The organism is Spirillospora sp. NPDC048911 (assembly GCF_043198015.1).
Lineage (GTDB): Bacteria > Actinomycetota > Actinomycetes > Streptosporangiales > Streptosporangiaceae > Spirillospora.
Map to the genome: position 1 here is coordinate 357,561 of NZ_JBICUD010000003.1, position 24,244 is coordinate 381,804.

Below are 24,244 nucleotides of genomic sequence, written 5' to 3' on the forward strand. Positions count from 1 at the left end.
AACCGACGTGCACACCCCGCCCAGCGAGCGCTCCGCAAGCGAGAGTCCGCCGCAGAGCACTGTCCACAGCCTCGTCCGCGCCGAGCGCCGCTTCGTGGCCGACCTGCTCAGAACGACGGCCGCCACCCTGTGGAGCGGTCCGGTCCACCCGGCGGCGACAGCCGTGCCGGCCTCCGGCGACGCTCGGTTCGCCGACCCGGCATGGCGTGACGAGCGCTGCCGCCACCTGCTGCAACAGCTCTATCTTCTCGGATCCCGGCTGGCGCTGGAGACGGTGGAAGGGCTCCCCGTTGACCGTAATGACGCCAGGTTCCTCCGGCGCCTTGCCCAGCTGGCCATCGACGTCGGCGCGCCGACCAATACCTTGCTCGGCAACCCGGCCGCGCTCCGGCTGGCGTGGCGGACGCGGGGACACAGCGCGTTCCGGGGGGCGCTCAACCTCCTCGGTGACGTGACGACCGGCCGGCGGCTGCCCGCGATGGTCGACCCGACGGCCTTTCAGCTCGGGAAAGACCTCGCCGCGACGCCAGGACGGGTGGTCCTGCGCAATCGGATCATCGAGCTCATCCAATACGAGGCGCGCACTCCCACCGTGCACACCGTCCCGATGCTGCTCAGCCCGCCCTGGGTCAACAAGTTCTATGTCGCCGACCTTGCGCCTGGCCGGAGCGTCGTCCAGTGGCTCATCGAGCACGGCCACACCGTCTTCTCCCTCAGCTACCGCAATCCCGACCGTGCCATGCGGGATGTGGGGATCGAAGACTATCTGCGTGCCCTCCTGGAAGCGCTGAAGGCCATCGAGCACATCACCGGTGCGGATCGGGTCAACATCACGGGCGCCTGTCTGGGCGGGCTGCTGGTCTTCATGGCGGCGGCGTGGCTGCCCGCGGGCCAGTTGCCGGGCATCGGCAGCATCAGCGCGTTCAACACCCGCGTCGACTTCACCGATGTCGCCGACGGCGTCGCCTCGGGTGTGGCCGGTCGGCTGCTCCGCGGGGCGGGGCTCGACCTGTTCGACGGAGTGACGGCCTTCCGCGGCACCGTGCCGGGTCGTGAACTCGACCTCTTCTTCCGCCTGCTGCGCTTCAACGACCTCGTGGGAAGGTACGTCATCACCAACTGGCTCATGGGCGAGCAGCCAGGGGGCTTTGACGTTCTGGCCTGGAACGCCGACCACATGGACGTTCCGCACCGCGCCCAGCTGTACCTGTTGCGCGAGCTGTCTCTCAGGAACTCCTTCGCCCAGGGAAGGGCTGAACTGGCGGGTCGCAGGCTCCGGCTCGACCGGATCACACAGGACGTCTTCATCGTGGCCGCCCGCGGTGACCACATCATTCCGTGGCAGGCCTCCTACCGGACCATCGGTCTCCTGCCGGGTGACGTGCGGTTCCACCTGGCGTCGGGAGGACACATCGCGGGAATCGTGGCACCACCGCATCCCAAGGCGCGGTACTGGACGGGCGGGCAGCGGCCTCCGCCGGATCCCGACGCCTGGCTGGCGGAGGCGACCGAACGTCACGGGACCTGGTGGTCGCCGTGGACGCAATGGCTCGCCGCCCGGTCGGGTCCGCAACGCGATCCTCCCTCGACCGGCAGCGATCGGTTTCCAGCGCTGGAACCCGCACCCGGAACCTACGTGTACGGCTGAATGACGGACGCGCACCACGGGCCAAAGGAGGAAAGGTGTCTCGCAATTCTGAGAGCGACGATGGGGCCGGCCACGGGAGGCCACCCCAGGGGATGGACGCCGCCGCGACGGAGAGGCCGCGCGAGCACCGACCCGTCGTCAGACGGGAAGAGCATCGAGTGGTCATCGTGGGATCAGGCGTGGGCGGCAGCATCACGGCCTTCCGCCTGGCCGAGGCCGGGGTGAACAACGTGGTGCTGGAGCGCGGCCGCCGCTGGCCGGCCCCCGCAGCGGTGGGGTACTTTCCCCAGCACCGGGATCGGAGCCTCTTCTGGGGGCAGGGCACTCGCCCGTCATTGCGGCCCCGCCAGAATCTTCTGGCCACCGGCATGCGCCTGACCATGGCCGCGGCCGTCATCGCGGCACCGCGCTCCACCGGTCTGCTGGACATCCTGGTCCACCCGCACCTCCTGGTGATCTGCGGGGCCGGCGTCGGCGGCACCACGCTCGTCTACGGCGGAGTACTGGGCCAGCCGCGCCGCGAGGCGTTCTCCCAGGTCTTCCCAGCCGAGATCGACTACGAGGAGCTCGACCGGATCTACTACCCGCGGGCCCGTCGCCGCCTGGGAGGCGCCTCCTTCCCCGCACTTCTGCTGCGGCGACCTCAGTACAGGGAAGCGCGCATCTGGCATACGGCACTCGTCCGGTCGGGCCTCGAAGTCGAACCCATCTTCTCCAATTTCGACTTCGACATCGTGCGCGGCGAGCTGGACGGCACGCAGCTGCCGGCGGTCACGAATGGGCAGTACAGCTATACCGGCTGCGCCAATGGTGCCAAGCTGAGCGTCGACCGTACCTATCTTGCACGTGCGGAAGCGACCGGGAAGACGGTCGTCCGGCCTCTGCACCGGGTCACCCGGATCTCTCAAGATCAGCGTGATCGCTACGAGGTCGCGGTCGACCGCCTGTGTGAGAACGGCACCATCGCCGAGCGGCTGTTGATGGTGTGCGACCACTTGGTCCTGGCCGCCGGCGGCGTGCACACCCCTCAGTTGCTCGTCACCGCCCGGGCCACCGGCGCGTTGCCACGGCTCAACGAGCACGTCGGGCGGCAGTGGGGCAGCAACGGCGACCAATCACTCCTCGTGTCCACCCCACGACGGGCGATAGGCGGATCACAGGCCGGACCGTCATCCTATTTCGGTTGGAATCGCGACGGCACGGCCTCGATACTGCCCGGGCCGACCGCGCTTCCCAACGGTCTCCTGCTCGCCCTCGGCATGGGAATTCCCGACGGCTTCGGGCGGTGGAGCTACCGACCTGACCTCGGCGCCGCCCGCCTGGAATGGGAAGCAAAGAACGATGCCACCGCGCGCCGCGTCTTCGGCGACATGGTCCGCCAGATCACCGACCAGATCCCGATCAAGACCAGGCTCATCGATCCGCTGGGCCCCCACACCGCCCACCCCCTCGGTGGAGCCGTGATCTGCAAGGCCACCGACGCCTACGGACGTCTCCATGGTCACCGGGGACTGTATTGCCTGGACGGCGCTCTCATGCCCGGCTCCACCGCCGCCGTCAACCCCGCCCTGACCATCGCGGCCATCGTGGAGCGCTGCCTCGACCACATCATCGACGACTTCACGGACGGGCATTGACCGGCACGCAACCGTTCCAGGTGAACCAATGACAACGTAGACGCCGCGAAAAGCGAATGATCCCCAGTGAGGGCACCAGAGTCGATCCGCCGAGAGGAGAGGTTCAATGGACGATGGTTTCTATTTCCCGTCGCCGCCAGCAGGCACGGTTATGCCACACGGTGCACAGTTGGCGGTTAACGTAGCGTTCCTCCTTGCCACTGGAGGCTTCATCGCTTGGGGGGCATTCCAGTGGATCAGAACTGGCCGGCCGGTCATCTTGATGCTGCTGATCGGTGGCCTGCTGGCGAGCTTCAACGAACCGGTGGTCAACGCCCTCGGACTGATATGGCATGCTAGGGAAGGGCAGTGGACCGCGTATCGCGCCCTGGGCCCCGTTCCCACCTGGACGATCCCACTGTGGGTCACCTGCCAGGGCGGCCTCATATATCCCCTCTTCTGCTACATCCGCCGGGGACCTACCGCGAATCGACTCTGGGCGGCCTTCGCCTTTCTCGTGCTGACCAATATCGCCCTGGAGATGCCAATACTGTTCAGCGGCGTCTACGAATACTACGGCGAGCCACCCATGGAGGCCTTCGGTCTTCCTGTGTACTGGCCCTTCCTGAACATGCCGGCACTGCTTGTGATAGCAGCCCTGATGCACCGCGTGCCTGAGATGTTCATAGGCCGCGGCATTTGGCTTCTGGCGATACTGCCCGCGCTGGTTTACGCCGCTCTATCGGCATCGCTCGGACTGCCGATCTTTAGCTCCCTACATGCTCCGGGCATGTCAACAATGGCCAAGTGGCTCCTGGGAGCCATTTCCATCGCCATGAGCCTGCTGGTCGTCAGTGCTCTCAGCCGGTTCGTGACTCGACGATTCCCCTTCATCCCAGAGAGTGATCAGGAAGGAGCGCAGCGATGACCACGTCGTTGTTCCGCGAGTCGAAGGTGCGGCCGCTGCTGTGGAGAACTCGGAGGCCGTCAGATGTGCGCCGCGTTCTGGGAATCGACACCGTCACCAGGCGAGTCCTCGTCGGTGGAGCCGTGCCGGTATGGCTGGGCATGGGAATAGGGGATTGGTGGTGCCACCGTCGTAGCCACATCGAGACCACGACCGGTCTTCATGAAGCGGCAATCCACTGGCTGTTGCCGGCCCAGAGCGGAATGCCGATCATTCTCGGCCTGTTCTGTGAGGTGAACGCCGGCGTCCTGGCGGCCAGCAGCTTGAGCGCGGTCACGCACACCGCCACCGGATACTGGGACATCGCATACGCAGACCAGCGCCGCCGCGTGACACCCCTTGAGCAACTCATGCACGCCGGCCTGGCGTCGATGCCGGTGGCGATCACGGCGGCGCTTGCCATCCTGCACTGGGATCAGGCACAGAGCCTGATCCGGCGCGGACCCGTGCAACCGGACTTCCGGCTCCGGCTCCGCCGACCGGCCCTGGCCACGCAGCGCACCCGAGGCGTGGTCTTGAGCGCCATCGTTCTGGGGTTCGTCCTTCCTTACGGGGAAGAAATTTGGCGTTGCGCCCACGCCGACGTCTCCGCAAAGGAGGAGCTTCCAGGAAGTGCCTACCCAGGAGAGAGCAGCGAAGAACAGCCTTCCGACGCCTAGACCGACCAGACGCGAACCAAACGCCGTGCGAACCGGATGCCTGGCCGACCGCATCTGGGAAGGCGCGACGATCTCGTGCCGACTTGATGCCGCAGACGGCGCGTTCATCCATGAGGGACTCTGTCGGAAATCTTGAGGGTGCGTGATCACTTGCCCTGGTGCCACCACAAGGGCCGGGGGAGGCGGTGTTGCTGGAGGTATTGCTGGAACGCGGTCGGCGGGCGGGGGCGGTAGCTGGAGGTCTCGGGGTCTTGTTCGCTAAGGCGTTGGATGTTGATCGCGATTGCGGTCAGGACGTGCTGGAGGTGGACCTTGGCGGTCCCGTGGTAGCGGCATCGGCGCATCCGATGGCCATTGACGATCTCGTTGACGGTGCCCTCGATGCCTGAGCGGGAACAATACAGGCGCAGCCAGGCGGGGATCCTGTTGGTCAGCGCGGTTCTTGGCCTGGATCTGGTGCAGGTGCCGGGGAAGGAAGTTGATCGTGCGTGGCGAGGTCCCGCTGGTGCAGCGGGACCGATCGGGACACGGCGCGCAGTGGTTCTTGTGGAAGCGGGCCACCAGGTAGGGAGCCATCGCCGGAGCCTGGACCCAGTTGCTGGTGACCCTGCCGTTGGGGCAGGTCACGGTGCGGTCGTCGAAGTTGATGGTGAAGTCGTCGCGGGCGAAACCGGTCTGCTGTTTGCGGTGCCGGTTCGGGCCCCGGGCCGCCAGCGGCCCCACCAGCTCGGTGCTGTGGACGCGAGCAGCCTCATCGATGACGACGGCCGAGGTGTAGCCGGCGTCGACCAGGTGCTGGGCGGGCTGGAGCTGCCGGTGGGCGAGCCGCCGGTGGATGCCGGGTAGGGCCTTGATATCACCTGCCGAGACCAGGGTGGCCACATCGGTGATCACATTGGTGTCCTCGTCGTCGCAGGTCTCGGTGACGTGGGCGAGGTAGCCGGTCCATTTGGTGTCGTTGCGGCTGACGTAGCGGGCGTCGGTGTCGTAGGGCGATTGGATCCGACACCCCGCCGGTGGCAGGCCGGCCTTCTCATCGCGCAGGCGCAGCCGGTCGCGGGCATCGGTGTAGAACTGCTGCACCAGGACCTGCCGCAACACCTTTATCTGCCTGCCCATCTGACACCACGGGGCCTGTGCGCGGACGGCGGTCAGCAAGGCGTGACCGTCGATACCGGCCTGGGTGAGTCGGGAGACGGGGTGACTGGGCTGGCTGCACATACGTACCTGCCGCCCGTAGCGCTCGCCCCATTCGGCCGTGACCAGCCCGTCCAGGACCTCCGGGGCGGCGCGAGCCAACTCTTCCACCGCGGCCCGCACGGTCTCCAAGAGCAGTTCCAGGCGAGTCAGCACCCGCGCGGCGCTGAGGATGCGGGTGGAATCGGTGCGCTGCCGTCCTCGTTCACGCACCAGCCCCGCCGCCTTCAGCCTGTCCAGTGCCAGGTCCAGCAGGGCGTCGGCACGGCCTTCGCACGCGAGGCGGTCACGGAAGTCGCCCGGCACGCTGTGATGGAAGCCGGGGTCGTCCAGCTCCAGGCCGAGGGCGTACTTGAAGTCGATCCGGCAGCCGACCGCCTCGGCCGCCTGCCGATCGGAGAGGTTGTGCAGGAACTGCAGGACACTGACGGTGGCCAGTTGCGCGGGCGAGATGCCGGCGCGCCCGTCACGCGGGTACCAGGCGGCGAAATCCTCATCGCTCCACAGCCCGTCGAGGCGGTCACGAACCCACATCGCAGTGGTCCCCCGCGGATTGCTGGCGCGGGCCACCCGCGCGGTCAGCTCTGGGATCTCAGCACCAGACCGGGGACGAACCGACACGTGACCACCTCGGGGGACACGGGCGACGTCATGAACCCTCGGTAGTTTGTCGATCACTCATCGAGCATCCATCGAGACGCGCCGACGAGTCCCAAGATTCCCGACAGAGTCCCTCACTCTCTCCAAGGCCGCCACGCAGTCATCGCCTGCGCGTTTGCTGTCATTGAGGACGTGTGAGACGCCCTGAAGGTTCCGGACAGTGACCCCACTACGATGGGGATGTCCGGAAGGTGTTGGAATTGGCTCGTCATAAGAGAAGCTATTCGCGGGAATACCGTGAAGAGGCTGCACGTATGGTGGTCGAGACGTCGCGTCCGATCGCTCGGGTCGCCCGGGAGTTGGGTATCAACGCGGGAACGCTCGCGAACTGGGTTGCCGCCTATCGGCGGGAGCACACGCAGGACACCGAGCCTGCGTTGACGGTGAGCGAGCGAGCCCGGCTGAAAGAGCTAGAACGCGAAACGGCGGATGGAGAACGAGTTCCTGAAAAGCCGCCGCGTACTTTGCCAAGGATCATCGGTGAGTGACAGGTTCGAGTTCATCGACGCCGAGTACGCTACGGCCACCGAGTCGGACAGCGGAAATGTCCCGTCCATCGTCAAGATGTGCGCGTGGCTGGAGGTTTCGCGGTCTGGCTACTACGAATGGCGCGGACGCCCGCAATCAGCGACCGCCAAGCGCCGGGAAGAACTCAAAGCCCAGGTTCGCAAGTCGTTCGCCGACTCTGACGGCACCTACGGCTACCGGCGGGTCCACGCGGATCTGGCCGAGCGTGGCGTGCGGGCCGGGCCCGAGCTGGTGCGGGCGGTGATGCGCGAGCTGGGCCTGGAGCCGTGCCAGCCCAAGCCCTGGCGGTTCAGCCTCACCGACGCCGACGGTCTCCAACACCACATCCCCGACCTGATACAGCGCGGTTTCACCGCCGCGGCCCCCGGACACAAACTCGTCGGCGACATCACCTACATCCAGACCTGGGAAGGCCGGGTCTACCTGGCCACCGTCATCGACTGCTACACCCGCGAAGTGATCGGCTGGGCCATCGACGACAACTTCCAAACCCAGCTCATCGAAAAGGCCATCGAGATGGCCGCCAGCACCTACGAACTCGCCGACGACGCCATCTTTCACTCGGACAGAGGAAGCAACTATACATCCCGGAAATTCGCTGCGACTCTCCGACATCACGGGGTTGCGTCAATCCGTCGGCAGGACAGGAATATGCTTCGACAACTCACTCGCCGAATCATTCTTCGCGTCCCTGAAGAACGAACGGACGCACCGTACCCAGTACCCGACCCGCGCACACGCCCGCCGCGACATCATCAGATACATCGAATTCTGGTACAACCCGCAACGCCGGCACTCAAGCCTCGGATACCGAAGCCCCCGACAGGCCCACAACGACTACCTGAGACAGCAACAAGCTGCATGAACTGACCATGAACCAGCTGTCCGGAAACTTCAGGGCACCTCATGAACAATCCGAGACCAATTCCGTGGTTCGGTGAACACACTCCGGAGCGGGTGTGGACCGTGGGTAGTGTCCCGCGAGCGAGTTCTGAGGCCCGAGGTCTCCGTGCGCGGTCTCCGCGGCGAGATCCGCGTGATGCCGTTGTCGAAGTTGCGGTTGCGTGACCTGGACGAAGCGGTAGCGACACCGCCAAGGGGTGTGGCCAGCAGGGCGCCAGGCAGCGATCAAAGCCTCCCCTGGAGGTCAAGCCCCCGTCGTCATCCGTGATGGGCCAACACGCTGACGTCTGACACGGTTCTGCCCGCGGCGAACGGTTCGCCCGCGGCGAGCAGTCCGATCGCTTCGTATGAAGCGCCTCCCGTGATCAGGCTCGGCATCCCGATCCACCCGCAGCAAACCCCTGCGGGCCGTGTCGCGGAGCAGTGGGCTGTGCTTGACCTTCTGCTACCGGTATCGACGGCGGGGCGGCCAGCAGCCTCACGCCGGCGCTGAACTGTCCGGTACGGCTGTCGTAGCGCGGACCTATGCTCGTCGCCATGCCGAAATCCGCCGTTCCCGCATCCTTGTCCTATGCCGATGCCGATGCCCGTCTGGGCGGCGCGTTGTCCGCCGTATTCGAGGGTGCGGGAGCCTCGCCCGGCTACGACGAGGTGCTGTTCTTCGACGGCGACCTCACCCTCGACGGGAACTTCCTGGTCGCCATCAACGAACTGCGCGGCGGGGACGCCGAGGGCGACGTCGAGTTGATCGTGGTCACCGGCGACCTCACGGTCAACGGCCCGATCGCGGTCTATGACGACCGGCCCGGGCTCTACGTCGGCGGTCGCACCGAGGCCGAGACGCTGGAGGGCGGCGAAGCGGAGATCTACATCCACGACGGCGCCTTCACCCACCTGGTCCACGGCTATTACAACCACGGCTCCCTGGTGACCGGGATCGTCGAGACCCCTTGGGTGATCGACTTTGACCACCACATGGAGATTCGCGCCCCTGGCGCGCGCTGGGTGGACAACTACGGCGATGACGATGACGCCGACTTCTCCGTCGGGGACAGCATCGTCGAGGCGTTCGTGCCCGAGGTCGTCGACGCGGAGGACCGCTGCCTGGACGTCGACGCGTTCCTGGACCGGCTGCGGGCCGGGCTGCCGGTCCTCCGGCCCGGGAGCCGGTCGGCGGTGTCGACGCCGAGCCGGGTGTAGGTGTCGAGCAGTTCAGCGGCGCGCCCTCCGTACTAGCGAACCTGCTCCCGTCCCCGCTGAAGGATCTCGGGGGGGCGGGGTGCCGTCCAGGACGATGAAGCCGTGCATGGCCTTCGCGGGCGCGTTACGCGGGGAGCCGCTGTCGATCACGACGACCGAGCGGCGGGAGCGGGCGAGGCTCAGCGCACCGTTCAGCCCCGCTGCGGCCCACCGATCACCGCCGCGTCGACGGTCCCATCGGGCAGTGCGTCGCTCGCGTACGGAGAAGTTGCCACAGCCATGGCCTCCTGCCTTTTCCTTGTGCGTGGCCCCAGACGGCGCGAACCGTCCACACACGACGCTCACTCGGGTTGCGTTGAAGGCATACAATGTTGCTTATGACGCAAGAAGATGGTGATCTGGACAGCCTCGTACGCAAACGCCTCCGCGCTCTGCGGGTGGCGCAGGGCTGGTCTCTGGAGGAGCTGGCCTCCCGCGCCCACCTCAGTCAGTCCTCACTGAGCCGCATCGAGAACGGTCAGCGCCGCCTCGCCCTGGATCAGTTGGTCACGCTCGCCCGCGCTCTGGACACCACGCTCGATCAGCTCGTGGAGACCGCCACCGACGACGTCGTCACCAGCCCGACGATCGACAGCACCCACAGCCGGATGCGCTGGACCTTGAAGGCCGATCCCGGCATGAGCGTGGTGCGCCAGCGCCTGACCGACCCCCCGCCCGACAACCCCGCGCGCATGCGTGCCCACCCGGGGCGCGAATGGCTCGTCGTCCTGTCCGGCACCGCGGTCCTCATGCTCGGCCACCGCCGCCTCCGCCTGGAGACCAACCAGGCAGCCGAGTTCCCCACGATGATGCCGCACGCGATCGGCACCGAGGCAGGCCCCTGCGAGATCCTGGGCATCTTCGACCGCGACGCCCGCCGCGGCCACCAGGGCGACGGCGACGATGGCGACGCTCAGAACGCTCCTGAATGACGGCCAGACCCGCGACCTGCGCAGCGGTGGCCTCTTGCGCACCAGGCAGCATCCCCGGCCATCATCTTGCGTAAGCAGCAAGGTTTTATGCCATGGGCGCATAACCCTCTTAGAGTGACAAGCATGAACCCACGCACATACCCACGCCCCGCACCACGGCACTCCATACGGCCACCACCACGAACACCGAACTGACGGCCAGGCAGAGATCCTCGACCTGGACGCCGAGATCCTCGCCGAGCACACCGCCTCCAGTACCGCATGGCTGCCCCTGCAGACCAGCTCCCACCCGGCGGCGCGGCCTCTTCGGCTCGGCGACCTCCATCGGCATCTCGCTCGGCCTCGCCGCCGCGGCCGCGACGGCCGGGCTCCTCAGCGCCGTCACCTCCGCCGACCAGCTCAGCGCCTGGGGCTGGCGGGTGCCCTTCCTCCTCGCCGCGCCTCTCCTGATCATCGCGGTCCTCTTCCGGATGCGCGTCGAGGACTCGCCGCTGTTCGTACGGATGGCGGAGGAAGCAGCTCCCCCCAAGGCTCCGGTGACCGAAGTCCTGCGCGACCACAGGGCGGCGGTGCTGCGCATCGTGGGAATCGCCTACTCGACGATGACCGCCGGAGGCCTCGCGTCGGTCTACCTCCTCGTCCATCTGTCGGCGGTGCTGAGTTCGTTGACCGGCGCGCTGTGGATGATCGTGCTCATCGTGCTGATGCCGCTGGCGATCATTCCGTGGTCGGGCGCCCTGAGCGACCGCTTCGGACGCCGCCGGGTGCTGGCCGCCGGTATGACCGGCTTCGTGGTCCTCGCCGTTCCCTGCTTCTGGGTGATGGAACAGGGATCGCTTCCGCTCGCCATCGTCGCCGCGCTGGCCCTGAACGTCCCCTTCAGCGTCCAGCAGGGCGTGGTCTACGCCCAGTACTCCGAGCTCTTCCCCACGCACGTCCGCTACACCGGCGTCTCGCTCGGCTTCAACATCGGCGGCGTCGTCGGGACGGGGATCGTGTCCATAGTGGCGACCTGGCTGGTCAAGGTCACCGACATCACCCTGGCCCCGGCGTTCTACGCCGTCTTCGCCGCGCTGGTCGGGCTCGCCGTCGTCGCGACCATGCGAGAGACCTCGCGCACCCCTCTGCGAGAGCCATCACCGGCCGTCGCGGACGGCTCCGCGCCGATGACCTCCGGGGCGCAGGGGTGAGCAGGGCTAGCATGACCGGCCGGCACGTCCTGCTCACCGGCGCCACAGGCGGCCTGGGAACGGCCATCGCGGAACGGCTCATCCATGAAGGCGCTTCGCTCGTCCTCACAGACGTCGACGTGGACGCCTGCTCAGAACTGGCGAAGCGCCTGGACGGCACCACGCTGGCCGTCCCACTCGATGTCACCGAAGAGAACGACTGGCGGCAGGCGGTGACCACGGTGCGGGAGGAGTGGGGTTCGCTGCACGTCCTGGTCAACAACGCCGGCATAGGCAGCCTCGGCACCGTGGAGACCGAGACGCGCCGGCGGTGGGACGAGGTCGTGGCGGTCGATCAGCTCGGCACATGGCTGAGCATGAAGCACGCCGGCCCGCTCATCGAGCGATCCGGCGGTGGCGCGATCGTCAACATCGCCTCGATCCTCGGCACGACCGGAGGTCTCGCCAACAGCTTCTCCTACGCGGCGGCCAAGGGCGCGGTGATGACCATGACGAAGAACGCGGCACTGCACTGGGCCACCGCCGGAGTGCGGGTCAACGCCGTCGTCCCCGGCTTCATAGGCACCCAAGCCTTGCTCGACAGGTACGGGAACACCGAACGCCAAGCGGCGATGCTCGCCAACACCCCGATGCGACGCCTGGGCCGCCCCGAGGAGGTCGCCTATCTCGCAAGTGACGACTCCGGCTACACCACCGGTTCGGAACTCCTCGTCGACGGCGGATGGTCCGCCCGCTAGACGCCTTCGGGGGACGGCCGGTGAGGTGGCTCCTGCGATCAAACATCTTCGTCGGCGACGATGGCCAGCGTCGAGGCCGGCGCCGGACCGACGCCGTCGACGGCCGTGGAGAGCACACCCGGCCTCGGCGGCGAACACCAGGCCATGCTCGGCGATCCACGCGTCCGCGAAAGCGGCGAAGGGCTCCTCGCCGTACTCGCAGTCGCCCCTCAGCGGCCACTCCGCAGCGAGGACCACCGCGAGGACGGCGGCGCCCTGCGGGTTCGCCTCACCCCGCAGGTGCGCGCGGACTCGACCAGCTCCATCCGGCTCCGCCGCTGGCCGAGCAGATGGTCGATCTCGTCGCGCGTCTCCATCACGAGGCCCATCGCTATTGATCGCTTTGTGAGTGATCACATAGCTTTGCCGCCTGATCTGTCCGCTGTACGCGCATGGAAGGAACCCCCCGCGTGACTGGACTCAGCCGCCGCCGCGTTCTCGGTACTTCAGCCCTCACCGCCGCCGGCACGGCGCTCACCGCGGTATCGACCGCCTCACCCGCCTCCGCCGCCACCGCCTCCGCCGACGTCGTCGTGATCGGCGGCGGGCTGGCCGGCCTGACGGCCGCCCGGAAACTCATCGCGGCCGGCAAGTCGGTGATCCTGCTGGAGGCCCGCGACCGGGCCGGCGGCCGGGTCTACAACATGCCCATCGGGGACGGCACCACCAGCGAGGGCGGCGCCGAGTTCATCGGCCCCACCCAGGACCGGATCGCCGCCCTGGCCACGGACATGGGCGTGGCGACCTTCAAGACGTACAACACCGGTAACAACGTATATTGGCGCAACGGAGCCAAGTCCACCTACGCGGCCGGCGAACTGCCGCCCGACCCGGACCTGGCCGACCTCTTCCCCGCTCTGCAACAGCTCGGCACGATCGCGGCGACCGAGATGACGCCAGGCCGGCCGTGGGAGGCGGCGAAGGCGGAGGAGTACGACAGCCAGAGCTTCTACACCTGGTCGCGCGCCAACACGACGACCGACGGTGCCCGCGTGCTGCTGGACGAGTTCATCAGCTCGTCGCTGTCGGTCCGTTCCAAGGAGGTGTCGCTGCTGTACGTCCTGAACTACATCGCCGCGGCCGGCAACGAGGGCAACCACGGCACCATCGACCGGCTGATCAACGTCGCCGGCGGCGCCCAGGAGAGCCGGTTCGTGGGCGGCTCGGCGCTGGTGCCCCTCAAACTCGCGGCCAAGCTCGGCCGCGTGGTCAAGTACAGCGCGCCGGCCCGTACGGTGACGATCGCCAACGGCAAGGTGACCGTCGTGGCCGACGGAATCACCGTGACCGCCAAGCGGGCGATCGTCGCCATGTCGCCCGCGATGGCAGCGAAGATCGACTTCCAGCCGGCTCTGCCGGCGTCGCGGGCGCAGCTCATGCAGCGCTATCCGATGGGGTCGGTCGCCAAATTCGTGGCAATCTACGACACGCCGTTCTGGCGGGCCGACGGGCTCACCGGCCAGGCGGTCAGCGACACTGGCCCGATCGACGCGACCTTCGACAACAGCCCGCCGGACGCCTCCCGCGGCATCCTCATGGGTTTCGTCAGCCAGTCGAACATGCGGAAGCTGGACACTGCGTCGTCCGCCGACTTCGCCAAGGCCTGTCTGGGCAGCTTCGTCAAGTACTTCGGCACCAAGGCCGCCAACCCGAAGCGGACCGCATTCCAGCGCTGGGACAACGAACTCTGGAGCGGCGGCGGCCCGGTCGGCGTCGCCGCGTCCGGCGTGCTGACCGAGTTCGGCGAAGCGCTGGCGAAGCCCACCGGCCTGATCCACTGGGCGGGCACGGAGACCTCCGACTACTGGACCGGCTACATGGACGGCGCGGTGCGCTCAGGCGAGCGAGTGGCCAAGGAGGTCGCCGCCCTGCTGTGAACGCGTGGTGCGGCCCGCTCCGCGCGCCGGTGCGGGTCGTACCACCGTGGTGCGGGGGGCCGGCCGAGCTCACCCCGGACGACCTTGAGGATCTTTCTGCTCGCGGTGTGTCCCTGGGAGCTGGTGATCACCGAGCCGGACGAGGGGATTCCAGCGGTGTCGGCGGCCGTATCCGACGTCATCGCCTACCTGAGCGCTACCGGGCGAATAGGGGGACGAAGAGGCCGAGCGACTGCGGGATGATGCTGGATCAGGTGCGCCCCACGTGGAACTGGACGCAGCGGTCTACGAAGGCACACACGCATAGTGACCGTGATCATGATCCGATCCGAGGCCGTCCCGGCGCCTGTGTTCGCTCGATGTTCGCTCGTCGTTCCGGACCGGGGGACGATCATGGGCCTGGGACTCCCTCGACACCGGTCACTCTGAGTGACTCAGCCGTTGAATGGCGCCAGACGAGAGAGCGTGGTTGCCGAACCATACGTCTGGGCTCCTGGCTGTGGGGCTCGAAACCTCGGACAGGGCTGCTGGCCTGCGGCGTTACCGCACGATCACCGTGGCCGATACGGCAGGATCAGCGCTTGTGCTGGCCTACAGGGGCGACACGGTCCATAACTGTTCGGTGGGTGCCGGCTCGGTCAAGGTCTGTGTGGCAACCGGCGGCGTGGAGTGGAAGCTGCCCGAGCAGCCGTCCCGGCGCGAACCACAGCCGTGGCCACTCCGATTCTGGCCGGGAGTCGAATCCGAGTGCGCGCAGTAGAACCTGACCTGGTCAGCCACAGTCTGCGGCGTGAGCGCTGGCATGGGCAATACGGAGATGCCGAACGAAGTCAACAGCAGGGCATCGCTGCGGTGGTGGCTGATGTTTGTCGGTGCGCGGTCTCAGGACTTGCTTAACCATTCGTTCTCAGGAGTTGCTTGACGTCGCTGTCCCGTGGGTGCCTGCCTCGGACGTGGAGTCGGGTGATGGGGCTGGTGTCGCGGGGGGCCGGACGGCGAGTTCTTCGTCGCCGTGAAGGATGCGGTAATGCGATGACCACGGTGACGAGCTCGCGCTGCTGCGAATCCCGCGGTGCGGTGTTTTCCGGGGTCTCTCGCTTCCTCGATGTCACGGACCTGGCCTTCACAGAGATCGACCGGTTGCGCCCCGAGCCGGATGAGAGCGAGAGGTTTCGGCACGGCCGTCCCCTCGCCCGCAGATCGCCGGACCAGACCTGAGGCCGCTCGTACCAGGTTTTCGGGTATCTGGCTATAGCGACTGCTACATAGTTTCTGATCATCAACTATGTCGTAGCGCATTTACTGATTTCGGATTCTGATAAAGCGACTACTGAACGGGACGTTCAGCAGTGCTGTCCTTCAGTTGTGGGCATTGACCAGGGGATTCTCGTTGTCTACTGTTCTATAGAACGCGTTCTACCGCCCATGGGTGAATGGCGAATTGAGCAGCTCCCATCCCACCCTCCCGCGCGTCGCACCCGGCGCCCTTCACCCCCTGCCAGCGGCTTCCTGTGCCCTTCTTCGGGCACTCCCAGCGCCGCCCACGACCTCACACAGCCGTGCCCCCGCCGCTCGACCGCGGCGTTCCACACGGCATAGGCACCCACGCGCCGCGTTCCGCCGCGGTGTGGAAGGAGCAAGTCTCATGAGACCCCGCACCCCTGCCATCGGCCTCGCTGTAACGGCCGCCGTGATCAGCCTGACTGCGGCCCCCGCACACGCCGCCCCCGGGCTGGTCGATGGAAACCTCTCCGCGTTCGGCTACACCTGCACGTTCGCCAACGCCACCACCAGCGACACGCCACCCAACACCCTGACCGTCGACCGCGCCACCGTCGTCCCGCACTGCGGCGGCGACATCAGCGTGACCCTCGCCAACTCCCCGACGATCACCTTCGACGACACCGCCGGCACCGCCTCGGCCGCGCGGATCGAGGTCAGTGCCGGCGCGCTCGGCATCACCTGCCGCTATCGCGTCTCCGATGTATCGGTCACGCGGGACGGGACGACGCGCACCTACACCGGCGGCCCGTTCGCCGCCACCAAAGTCTCCGGCAGCTTCCTGTGCCCGGCCGCCACGCAGGTGGATACCGCCACCTTCACCTTCCACTGACCGGCCACCCCCCGCCCGGGAGCCGCCGGCTCCCGGGCGGGGCTGCGGTAGACAGTGGGAGTCTCGTCCTGTCTCTGTGGTGTCAAGTGCCCCGCCAGATGACAGTGTTCTCACCGGTGAGGCGGCGGGTCATCAGGTCGATCATCGCGACGTGGATCATCGCCTCGGAACGGGTCGGCAGCGTCTCGTAGCCGCGTGCCAATCGCCGGTGGAACATCAGCCATCCAAAGGTGCGTTCGATGATCCATCTTTTGGGTAGCGGGGCGAATCCTCTGGTGGTGGGATCGCGGCGGATGGTTTCCAGGTCGATGCCCAACCGGGTGGCGTGGTCGACGACCTTTGGTGCGGTAGGCGGTATCGCCCCAAGCCTTGGTGATGGTCGGCGGCGACGGCGGTGAGCAGCTGGCGGCCGGCGGTGCCGTCGGGCACGCTGGCCGCGGTCACGCAGACCGCCGGCAGCAGCCCGAGTCACGGTCGCGGATCAGGAACCTCAACTCCTCGGTGCGCTGCCCCAGGTCCATCAGCAGGTTGCGGGCCTGCTGGGCCGCCCACTCCCCCGACGGGTACGCGGTCACACCGGCCAGGTGGACACGGCGGGTGCCGTGCTCGATGAACAACAGCACGTACAGGCGGCGTAGGACCACCGTCTCCACCTGGAAGAAGTCCACCGCGATGATCGAGTGGGCTTGTGCGGCCAGGAACCGGCGCCAGCTCGGCCCGGCTCTCAAGGCTGCGGAATCCATGCCGGCGTCCTTGAGAATCTTCGACACCGTCGAGGGCGCCACCGGTACCCCACGCCGACCAGCTCACCGTGAAGGCACCGGGTAGCCCCAGGCCGGGTTGTCGCGTGCCATCTCCAGCACCGGCCCGCCAATCGCGACCGCAGTGCGTGGGTGTCCGGGCCGCCGGTGCGGGAAAGTCCAACGGCGTTGCACCAGGCGGACATGCCAGCGCAGCACCGTGCGCGGTGAGACGAACAGCCTCAGCCGCCGACGATCACCAGCAGGCATCAACCGGAACAGCGCCGAGATCACCGCTCGATCCGCCCACGAAGAACGCGGCCGCTTGACCTGCTGCTACAACACCGCCACCCGATGCCGCAACACCGCATCTCTTCTGGCCGGAGGATACCCACAGTCCCCCTCGCGCAGGGGCGGGAGCATCCTGCGGCCTTGACACGCGGTGGGCCGCGTCCGGAAGAATCGGCGGCCGGCGGAGTTGATCGTGATGTGTGGAGGCCGTCATCAACGAGTGGGCGCGGGAGTGGCTGCCGGTACACCTGGAGCGTATGGAGGACGAGCTTCCGGATACGGTGACCTCTCGGGAGACTTGGCGGTGGCTCGCCCATCCGAACCTGATCGATCACGTTGTGCGGGCTCCGGTCCCGGTCACGCCCGGGCGGATGGTGCACCACACTCAGACGTTCGGGCAGCTGTTCATGATGGTCAGTTCCGTCCCGTCGGCGAACTTCCGGAAGGTTCGCAAGAAACTGTTTCCGGAGGGTTACCTGGCGATGCTGGATCCGGTAATGCACTCGTCCGGTTTCTCCAGCGGCTCGGTCGACCTCGCGCATTGGCTGCTGTTCAAGGACGAGGACGGCAGCGCGCTGGTGCTGCTTTGCTACCTGGCGGCCAACCGTGAGGCGATCCCGCTGCTGCCGTTGGAGTTGCTGTCCTCCAAAGAACGCCGCCAAGTCGGTTCTTACATCATCTGATGCGACGAGGAGCGAGCCTCCGCTCGCCGTGACGGTTCCGGCGTCCGGGGCGGACACTCGGGGTCATCACAGCCATCCACTCAAGAAGCCGTGTGCTGCCCGACCCGATCATCTGCCGTGAAGACTCCGCGACGATCCATGTGGTCAGGACGACCGCCGGAACTACGAGCAGGGGCGGATATCTCATCTCCCCCAGCAAGAAGTCGCACGCAAACGTCGAACCAGTGAGGGGTCGGGGTCCGCACGAAAGGTGTGGGGACGACAACGCAACGTAGCCACCGGACCTTCGATGGCGTCGCCATCGGAATCGCCCAAGCATCTTGGCGATGACACCGGCGATCTGGCACAACCACCGCGGCGGCCAGCCCTTCGCCCGATCAAGGGTCGCTTACGGCAGTCGGCTCTGGAACCTTCATGAGCACTTGGTGCTCGGTTTATGAGGAAACGATGATCGCGGGCAGAACGCGGCATCCCGGATGTTCTGCTGGGCGCATGAACAGCAATCACAGGTCCGGTTTCCCGTATCGGCGTACTCGTCGTCCCTTCCGGTACACCCTGACAACGGCGGCCGCGGCCGCCGCGCTCGGTGTCGCCTTGGCCGGGTGCGGTGGCCAGGGCACCGGCGCCCCGGCGGAGGGGAACAGCAAGACGACGAGCGAGGTGAAGCCCACCGGTACGAAGGTGCTGTGGGTGGGTGATTCCATCGCGGGCGCCGAAGCTCCCGCTGTGGGCGCGGCGTTGAAGGCCGGCGGCGTGGAATTCAAGGATGCTTCGTCCGACGGCGGGGGCACGCTCGTCGCCGGCAGCGAGAAGGTCACGAAGATGATCGCCGCTGGCACGTGGAAGCGGCTGGCCGAGAACGTCGAGTCGTTCCGGCCCACCGTGGTCGCCTACCAGATCACCACCTACGACTGGGGAAGCCGGGATCAGCAGCGCGCGGCCTACGAGAGGCTCGTCAAGACGGCCAAGGACGCCGGGGCCACGACGGTGTTCGTTCCGGCCCCACCCATCAAGGTCGACGCCTTCTACAGCAAGTACGCGTCGCAGATGCGTACCGCTCCCCAGGTCGCCATGGAGGTCGCCACGAACGGCGGCGGCGCGGCGGTGTTCCTCGACGCCGCGCAGCTGTGGGGCACCGATGCCTCGGCAAAGAAGGCCCAGCGGGCCGCCGACGGGATCCACAACTGCCAGCAGGGGGCGGCCGCCTTCGCCGCCTGGTTCGCCACGGAACTCGGGAAGAAGAAGGGCTTCACGCCCGCACCCGCGGACACCTGGGCAAATGGCTCGTGGACCAGCGATGACCGGTACATCAAGCTCAAGTGCGACCGCTGAGGGAGCGGCACCTCTCATGACCGAGCGTGGTGCGCACATCCCCGCACTTGACGGGCTGCGCGGGTTCGCGGTCGCGGCCGTGCTGCTCTTCCACGCCGGGCAGCTGCGCGGCGGCTTCCTCGGCGTCGACCTGTTCTTCGTCCTGTCCGGGTTCCTGATCACCGGGCTGCTGCTCGGTGAGGCGGCGGGGCACGGCCGGATCGCCCTGGCCGCGTTCTGGGGCCGCCGTGCCCGCCGCCTGCTGCCCGCCCTGGTCTGTGTGGCGGTCGTGACCGTGCCGGCGACGTGGGTCTGGGGCAGCCCGGCCCAGCTGCGGTTCGCGCTCGACGACCTGCCGTGGGTCGCGGCCCAGACCGTCAACTGGCACTACATCACCGAGCAGATCGGTTACTGGAACGCCTCCGACACCCGGGTCTTCGCCCACCTGTGGACCATCGGCGTGGAGTGGCAGTTCTACCTGGCCTGGCCGTTGGTGGTGGTGGCCTGTGGCCGGTACGGCGAGCGGATGGTGGCCCTGCTCGCCGGGTCGGGTGCCCTGGTCTGCCTCGTTCTGACCGTCCGGCTCGGCGCCGCGGTGGACACCACCCGCGCCTACGAGGGCACCGACACCCGCGCGGCCGGACTGCTGCTCGGGGCGCTCGCGGCCACCGCGCCGGTACGCGATCTCGCGCGCCGGGTGCCGCGCCGCGTGGCCGACCCGGCATGCCTGGTCCTGGCGTGCGCGCTCGCGGTGGCGTGGGCGGTGACCGAGGGAGAGAAGGCGCCGCTGCTCTTCCAGGGCGGCCTTTTCCTGCACTCCCTGGCCGCGGCGGCGCTGATCGTCGTCATGGCCGAAGTGCCTGGCACCCGCGCGGCCCGGATCGCGGGCAGCCACCTGCCGCGCCGCCTGGGTGAGGTCTCCTACAGCCTGTATCTGTGGCACTGGCCGGTGTATCTGCTGTTGCTGCCCCGGATCTCCAGACCCGGGGACCGGGGCGGCGCAGCCGTCGCGATCGTGGTGTCGCTGGTGGCCGCCGCGGCGACGAAGCGGCTGGTCGAGGATCCGGTACGGTTCCGCTCGGGGTGGGCACGCGGCCGGCGCGGCCTGGTCGCGGTGTCGGCACTGGCTCTCACCGGGGTCGCGTTGTGGGCGGTGATCCCCGCACCGGTGCCGGGCGCGGGCACCGTCGACATCGGTCAGTTGAGGTGAGCCGCGTGGGGGGCGGCGGCTTGGCCGTACCGTGCGCGACTGCCTGATACTTCGTTGAATGCCGGATTGCCGCACTCACTGTGGAAGGGGTTCCTGTCCATGACCCGCGTCCTGTTGATCGAGGACGATCCGGCCGTGCGCCGCGGCGTCGTCCTGGGCCTGTCTCGCAACGGGCACGAGACCGAGGCGGTCGGCACCGGTGAGGACGGTCTGGAGGCCCTGGCCGCCTTCAATCCCGACCTCGTACTCCTGGATTTGATGCTGCCCGGCATGAACGGCCTGGAGGTGTGCCGCCGCATCCGCGAGACCAGCCGCCTGCCGATCGTGATCCTGTCCGCGCGCGGCGACGACATCGACGTCGTGATCGGCCTGGAGGCGGGCGCCGACGACTATGTCGTCAAGCCCGGGAGCGCCGCGCTCATCGAGGCCCGTATGCGCGCGGTGCTGCGCCGCGTCGCGCCCGCCCAGGCCGGCACCGGCGCCGATGCGGGGCCCACCACCGCGGGCGATCTGGAGATCGACCGCGGCGCGCTCATCGTCCGCAAGCACGGCCGGGAACTCCCGCTCGCACCTTCGGAGTTGAAGCTGCTGCTCTTTCTCAGCGCCGCGCCGGAGCGGACCTTCGGCCGCCAGCAGTTGCTCGAGGACGTCTGGGAGCACAGCTACTTCGGGGACGCTCGTCTGGTCGACGCCTGCGTGATGCGGCTGCGCGCCAAGATCGAGGAGGACCCGCGCCACCCGGTGTACGTCCAGACCGTGCGCGGCTTCGGCTACCGCTTCGGCCCGCTGCCCGCATGAGACTCGCGCTTCCCCGCGGCCTGCGCCCGCGCCTGGTCGTCGCTTTCCTCCTCGTCGCCCTGCTCAGCGCGCTCCTCACCGCGGCGCTCACCTTTCGCCAGGCCCGCAGCGCGATCCTGGACCGCACCCAGAACAGCGCCGTCCACGACCTGCGCCTCCAGGTCGACTCGCTCGTTCCCAACCTGCCGCCCGACCCCACCGACGCCGACCTGCGCGTCTTCGCCCGCCAGCTGGACCGCGCCTCGGGCTCGCGCGGCTGGCGCACCACCGTCTCCCGCAACGGCGGCCCGCCCATCGGCACCGTGGGCGAGATCAGCAGCACCCTGCGCGCCGCGATCAAGGACGGCGACAAGACCTTCTACGAGCGCGAGGAGCACGCCGGTGAGGCCCGGCTTGTCATCGGCATGCCGGTGAGCCGCACCGGGCGGGGCGAAGGTGCGGGGAAACCGTCCGGGCTCGTCGTCTACGCGGTTCTCTCGCTGCACGGCGAACGGGCCGACATCTCCGCGCTGATCACTGCGGCCTGGGCGGGGGCCGTGCCCGCGCTCGCCCTCGCCGTCGTGCCCGCCTTGTTCGCCGCCCGCCGGGTGCTGCGTCCGGTACGACAGCTGCGGACGGCGGCCGAGAAGATCACCTCGGGTGCCCTGGACACCCGCCTGGACGTGGTCGGCGACGACGAACTCGCCGCGCTGACCGGCACGTTCAACACCATGGCCGCCGCGCTGGAGCGAGACGACACCGAACTACGCCGTATGGAAGCCAACGCCCGCCGGTTCGCCGCCGACGTCTCGCACGAACTGCGCACTCCGCTCGCCGCGATGGCCGCCGTCACCGACGCCCTCGAGGAGGACGCCCGCTCCGGCACGCTGCCTCCCGACACCGCCGACGCGGTCCTGCTCATCAGCGACGAGACCCGCAAGCTGGCCGGCATGGTGGAGGACCTGATGGAGATCTCCCGCTTCGACGCGGGCGCGGCGGTCCTGCACCTGGACGAGGTGAACCTGCGCACCGTCGTCCACAAGACGCTCCAGCTGCGCGGCTGGCGGGAACCGCACGAGGTGATCACCGAGCTTCCCCAGGACGATCCGCGCATCCGGGTCGACGCACGCCGCGTCGACGTCGTCCTGGCCAACCTGATCGGCAACGCGCTGCGACACGGCGCCCCGCCCGTCACCGTCCGGGCGGCCACCACAGAGGGGGCCGTTGTGATCGGGGTCGCCGACCGCGGCCGCGGCATCCCCGACGAGGTTCTGCCGCACGTCTTCGACCGGTTCTACAAGGCGGAGGCCGCGCGGACCCGCTCCAAGGGCAGCGGCCTCGGGCTCGCCATCGCGATGGAGAACGTCCGTCTGCACCACGGCACCCTCACCGCCGCCAACCTCCCGGACGGCGGCGCGGTGTTCACCGTGACCCTCCCGTACGGGCTCTCGCGGGAGAATCCGTCATGAAGCACCAACTCGCCTGGCTCGCCGCCTTGTCGGCGGCCTTGTCCGCGGGCTGCGGCGTCGGTTCCACCGGCCCGGTCCCGGCCGGTGCCCCGGCCTCCGGTCTGCAGGCGGGCTCCCTGTCGCACGATGCCCATCTCTACTTTGTGGGCCCGTACGGACTTCAGGCCGTGACCCGCGAACTGGACGCGTCCGCGACCCCGCAAGAGACCCTCGACCTCCTCCTCAAGGGCCCCGACACGGCCGAACGGGCCCGTGGCCTGATCACCGAGGTGCCGCGGCTCCACGGGCGCCTGACTGCCCGCGCCGCCGACGGTGCCGTGGACCTGTACCTCCCGATGCCCGTGTCGAACATGAACGGCGGCGGCGGCCTCGGCCTCAGCCAGATCATCTGTACGGCGGCCAACGCCGAGGTGCCCGGCGGCAAGCCGCCCCCCGAGGTGAACGTACGAGTCCACGAGCCGGGCTACTCGACGATATGGATCGTGCGATGCAACGCGGCGGGCAACGTCGTTCCCGTGCCGAACCGCTGACCTCAGGACGTGCCGCCCGGGCGGAAGCCCCCGGCGCCTTCACGTTGGTCGTACACCGGTCGATCCGGCTGCGAGGCCATATCGGTGCGTTCGAGCGCCGCTCTGCTCCTCGGCAATTTCTCAGGTCCGCGTCTCAGGCCGTCAATTGCCGCACCCCGTGAACGGTGATCAGCACATAGCGCTCCAGAGTCGTCAACTGGCGCACGTGCGCCGCGCCCTCGATCGTCCCGCGCCTCTCGCGTGGGACTAGCTAACGAGCCGATCGATCACGGCGCGGAACGTGAGCGGGCTTTCAGAGCCGTCAGTGAACCTGACAGGAAGCCCAAGACGCGACAGAGCCTTCTCGTCGACGCCAATCTGACTTGTAGGGCAGGTCGGCGCATCGGTCGATCAGCTTCTGGTCGGAAAGGCGATCGAGTTCCTCACGCACTTGCGGGTCGCGCAGGACATGCCAGATGATCACGATGACGGTGTGGGCGGTGGCGGGCGCGGCCTTCTTGCCGCTCTTCATGCCGAACCGGCGGTGGAAGCGGCGGAACCGGGCACCGACGCCGGTGCTGGTGCGGCCGGTGGCCCAGGCGTATTCGGTGAGGATGGTGCGGATCTCGGAAATTCGTCCGACGTTGCAGACGGGCACCGTTCCCCTGCCTGGTCTGAGAGAGGAATCCACTCACCACCGCTCCCCCATGCGTGCTCCCGTTGCTGGTCCGGCCACCGCAGACCGGGAGCTGGACAGCCACCGGCCGAGCGGCCGAACTCCGCCAGGCAGGCCTGGTCGCTGGGGCCGTGGTGGAATGGAAGGGGCTGAAGATCCCTGACGAGCTCACCTATCAAGGCCCTCGCTACAACCCGGGTCACCGGCCGGTTCTCGATCGGGCAGGGAGTCGACAACCAGGATGCGGACTGGCAGCTGCACACCCCGGACGAG

At 68.0% G+C, this 24,244-nt stretch carries 22 protein-coding genes and 1 pseudogene; 17 read left to right on the plus strand and 6 right to left on the minus strand.

The genetic code is table 11. The features are described from left to right. Positions 1-7 precede the first annotated feature (7 nt). The 4 genes from ACGFNU_RS15785 (at position 8) to ACGFNU_RS15800 (ending at position 4,890) form a co-directional block, all read left to right on the plus strand. Complete coding sequence (locus tag ACGFNU_RS15785) at positions 8-1,648, plus strand: PHA/PHB synthase family protein (protein WP_392594059.1); 1,641 nt, start codon at positions 8-10, stop codon at positions 1,646-1,648. A 179-nt stretch (positions 1,649-1,827) separates the two neighbouring features. Next, the gene (locus ACGFNU_RS15790; RefSeq protein WP_392594060.1) at positions 1,828-3,285 is read left to right on the plus strand and encodes a GMC family oxidoreductase N-terminal domain-containing protein; all 1,458 of its coding nucleotides are present in this window, start codon (positions 1,828-1,830) and stop codon (positions 3,283-3,285) included. A 106-nt stretch (positions 3,286-3,391) separates the two neighbouring features. Further along, positions 3,392-4,192: a hypothetical protein gene (locus tag ACGFNU_RS15795; protein ID WP_392594062.1), complete on the plus strand. Its 801-nt coding sequence runs from the start codon at positions 3,392-3,394 to the stop codon at positions 4,190-4,192. Next, positions 4,189-4,890, plus strand: a complete 702-nt coding sequence (locus ACGFNU_RS15800; RefSeq protein WP_392594064.1) for a hypothetical protein — start codon at positions 4,189-4,191, stop codon at positions 4,888-4,890. The genes ACGFNU_RS15795 and ACGFNU_RS15800 overlap by 4 nt, the downstream gene beginning before the upstream one ends. A gap of 146 nt (positions 4,891-5,036) precedes the next feature. Here ACGFNU_RS15800 and ACGFNU_RS15805 read toward each other — a convergent pair whose 3' ends face one another. Together ACGFNU_RS15805 and ACGFNU_RS15810 are read right to left on the minus strand one after the other, a co-directional pair. Continuing rightward, entirely contained in the window at positions 5,037-5,252 is a 216-nt protein-coding gene (locus tag ACGFNU_RS15805) for a transposase (RefSeq protein ID WP_392594910.1), read from the minus strand. Beyond that, complete coding sequence (locus tag ACGFNU_RS15810) at positions 5,149-6,657, minus strand: transposase (protein ID WP_392594066.1); 1,509 nt, start codon at positions 6,655-6,657, stop codon at positions 5,149-5,151. Before ACGFNU_RS15810 ends, ACGFNU_RS15805 begins: the two co-directional genes overlap by 104 nt. A 290-nt stretch (positions 6,658-6,947) precedes the next feature. Between ACGFNU_RS15810 and ACGFNU_RS15815 the strand changes: the two are divergent. The 5 genes and pseudogenes from ACGFNU_RS15815 (at position 6,948) to ACGFNU_RS15835 (ending at position 12,276) form a co-directional block, all read left to right on the plus strand. Continuing rightward, positions 6,948-8,140, plus strand: a pseudogene (locus ACGFNU_RS15815) (IS3 family transposase). A 575-nt stretch (positions 8,141-8,715) separates the two neighbouring features. Continuing rightward, entirely contained in the window at positions 8,716-9,378 is a 663-nt protein-coding gene (locus ACGFNU_RS15820; protein ID WP_392594068.1) for a hypothetical protein, read from the plus strand. A 377-nt stretch (positions 9,379-9,755) separates the two neighbouring features. Beyond that, a complete protein-coding gene (locus ACGFNU_RS15825) occupies positions 9,756-10,349 on the plus strand; it encodes a helix-turn-helix domain-containing protein (RefSeq protein WP_392594070.1) in 594 nt (197 codons plus the stop codon). A 191-nt stretch (positions 10,350-10,540) separates the two neighbouring features. After that, positions 10,541-11,539, plus strand: a complete 999-nt coding sequence (locus ACGFNU_RS15830; protein WP_392594912.1) for an MFS transporter — start codon at positions 10,541-10,543, stop codon at positions 11,537-11,539. Positions 11,540-11,550: 11 nt separating this feature from the next. Then, complete coding sequence (locus tag ACGFNU_RS15835; RefSeq protein ID WP_392594072.1) at positions 11,551-12,276, plus strand: SDR family NAD(P)-dependent oxidoreductase; 726 nt, start codon at positions 11,551-11,553, stop codon at positions 12,274-12,276. Positions 12,277-12,485: 209 nt separating this feature from the next. Here the strand turns inward: ACGFNU_RS15835 and ACGFNU_RS15840 are convergent, their stop codons facing one another. Further along, a complete protein-coding gene (locus ACGFNU_RS15840; protein WP_392594073.1) occupies positions 12,486-12,644 on the minus strand; it encodes a hypothetical protein in 159 nt (52 codons plus the stop codon). 81 nt (positions 12,645-12,725) lie between these two features. Here ACGFNU_RS15840 and ACGFNU_RS15845 point away from each other — a divergent pair, with 81 nt between their 5' ends. Together ACGFNU_RS15845 and ACGFNU_RS15850 are read left to right on the plus strand one after the other, a co-directional pair. After that, positions 12,726-14,192: a flavin monoamine oxidase family protein gene (locus ACGFNU_RS15845; RefSeq protein ID WP_392594075.1), complete on the plus strand. Its 1,467-nt coding sequence runs from the start codon at positions 12,726-12,728 to the stop codon at positions 14,190-14,192. 1,645 nt (positions 14,193-15,837) lie between these two features. Beyond that, positions 15,838-16,305: a hypothetical protein gene (locus ACGFNU_RS15850; protein WP_392594076.1), complete on the plus strand. Its 468-nt coding sequence runs from the start codon at positions 15,838-15,840 to the stop codon at positions 16,303-16,305. A gap of 82 nt (positions 16,306-16,387) precedes the next feature. Here ACGFNU_RS15850 and ACGFNU_RS15855 read toward each other — a convergent pair whose 3' ends face one another. Both ACGFNU_RS15855 and ACGFNU_RS15860 read right to left on the minus strand, forming a co-directional pair. After that, positions 16,388-16,621 carry a transposase gene (locus ACGFNU_RS15855; protein ID WP_392594078.1) on the minus strand — a complete coding sequence of 78 codons (234 nt, stop codon included), beginning with the start codon at positions 16,619-16,621 and terminating at the stop codon, positions 16,388-16,390. A 124-nt stretch (positions 16,622-16,745) separates the two neighbouring features. Then, positions 16,746-17,048: a hypothetical protein gene (locus ACGFNU_RS15860; protein WP_392594080.1), complete on the minus strand. Its 303-nt coding sequence runs from the start codon at positions 17,046-17,048 to the stop codon at positions 16,746-16,748. A gap of 488 nt (positions 17,049-17,536) precedes the next feature. On the opposite strand from ACGFNU_RS15860, the gene ACGFNU_RS15865 reads away from it, so the two are divergent. The 6 genes from ACGFNU_RS15865 to ACGFNU_RS15890 all read left to right on the plus strand — a co-directional run bounded on the left by ACGFNU_RS15865 (position 17,537) and on the right by ACGFNU_RS15890 (position 23,316). Further along, the gene (locus ACGFNU_RS15865) at positions 17,537-18,019 is read left to right on the plus strand and encodes a hypothetical protein (protein ID WP_392594082.1); all 483 of its coding nucleotides are present in this window, start codon (positions 17,537-17,539) and stop codon (positions 18,017-18,019) included. Positions 18,020-18,511: 492 nt separating this feature from the next. Continuing rightward, positions 18,512-19,351 (plus strand): SGNH hydrolase domain-containing protein, encoded by an 840-nt coding sequence (locus ACGFNU_RS15870; protein ID WP_392594083.1) that lies wholly within the window; start codon positions 18,512-18,514, stop codon positions 19,349-19,351. Between the two features lie 16 nt (positions 19,352-19,367). Next, complete coding sequence (locus ACGFNU_RS15875) at positions 19,368-20,540, plus strand: acyltransferase family protein (RefSeq protein WP_392594085.1); 1,173 nt, start codon at positions 19,368-19,370, stop codon at positions 20,538-20,540. A gap of 99 nt (positions 20,541-20,639) precedes the next feature. After that, on the plus strand, positions 20,640-21,338 hold the full coding sequence (locus tag ACGFNU_RS15880; RefSeq protein ID WP_392594087.1) for a response regulator: 699 nt from the start codon (positions 20,640-20,642) through the stop codon (positions 21,336-21,338). Next, on the plus strand, positions 21,335-22,786 hold the full coding sequence (locus tag ACGFNU_RS15885) for a sensor histidine kinase (RefSeq protein ID WP_392594088.1): 1,452 nt from the start codon (positions 21,335-21,337) through the stop codon (positions 22,784-22,786). The genes ACGFNU_RS15880 and ACGFNU_RS15885 overlap by 4 nt, the downstream gene beginning before the upstream one ends. Further along, on the plus strand, positions 22,783-23,316 hold the full coding sequence (locus tag ACGFNU_RS15890) for a hypothetical protein (protein ID WP_392594090.1): 534 nt from the start codon (positions 22,783-22,785) through the stop codon (positions 23,314-23,316). The genes ACGFNU_RS15885 and ACGFNU_RS15890 overlap by 4 nt, the downstream gene beginning before the upstream one ends. 301 nt (positions 23,317-23,617) lie before the next feature. Here ACGFNU_RS15890 and ACGFNU_RS15895 read toward each other — a convergent pair whose 3' ends face one another. Beyond that, positions 23,618-23,953, minus strand: coding sequence for a hypothetical protein (locus tag ACGFNU_RS15895; RefSeq protein ID WP_392594091.1), 336 nt, complete (start codon positions 23,951-23,953; stop codon positions 23,618-23,620). Positions 23,954-24,244 lie beyond the last annotated feature (291 nt).

Bases quoted from the DNA above. Each gene is read 5' to 3' on its own strand.
- ACGFNU_RS15885 (WP_392594088.1), top strand. From the start codon at position 21,335: ATGAGACTCGCGCTTCCCCGCGGCCTGCGCCCGCGCCTGGTCGTCGCT.
- ACGFNU_RS15850 (WP_392594076.1), top strand. From the start codon at position 15,838: ATGAGACCCCGCACCCCTGCCATCGGCCTCGCTGTAACGGCCGCCGTG.
- ACGFNU_RS15825 (WP_392594070.1), top strand. From the start codon at position 9,756: ATGACGCAAGAAGATGGTGATCTGGACAGCCTCGTACGCAAACGCCTC.
- ACGFNU_RS15860 (WP_392594080.1), bottom strand. From the start codon at position 17,048: ATGGATTCCGCAGCCTTGAGAGCCGGGCCGAGCTGGCGCCGGTTCCTG.
- ACGFNU_RS15835 (WP_392594072.1), top strand. From the start codon at position 11,551: ATGACCGGCCGGCACGTCCTGCTCACCGGCGCCACAGGCGGCCTGGGA.
- ACGFNU_RS15840 (WP_392594073.1), bottom strand. From the start codon at position 12,644: ATGGGCCTCGTGATGGAGACGCGCGACGAGATCGACCATCTGCTCGGC.
- ACGFNU_RS15800 (WP_392594064.1), top strand. From the start codon at position 4,189: ATGACCACGTCGTTGTTCCGCGAGTCGAAGGTGCGGCCGCTGCTGTGG.
- ACGFNU_RS15890 (WP_392594090.1), top strand. From the start codon at position 22,783: ATGAAGCACCAACTCGCCTGGCTCGCCGCCTTGTCGGCGGCCTTGTCC.
- ACGFNU_RS15795 (WP_392594062.1), top strand. From the start codon at position 3,392: ATGGACGATGGTTTCTATTTCCCGTCGCCGCCAGCAGGCACGGTTATG.
- ACGFNU_RS15875 (WP_392594085.1), top strand. From the start codon at position 19,368: ATGACCGAGCGTGGTGCGCACATCCCCGCACTTGACGGGCTGCGCGGG.
- ACGFNU_RS15820 (WP_392594068.1), top strand. From the start codon at position 8,716: ATGCCGAAATCCGCCGTTCCCGCATCCTTGTCCTATGCCGATGCCGAT.
- ACGFNU_RS15880 (WP_392594087.1), top strand. From the start codon at position 20,640: ATGACCCGCGTCCTGTTGATCGAGGACGATCCGGCCGTGCGCCGCGGC.
- ACGFNU_RS15870 (WP_392594083.1), top strand. From the start codon at position 18,512: ATGAACAGCAATCACAGGTCCGGTTTCCCGTATCGGCGTACTCGTCGT.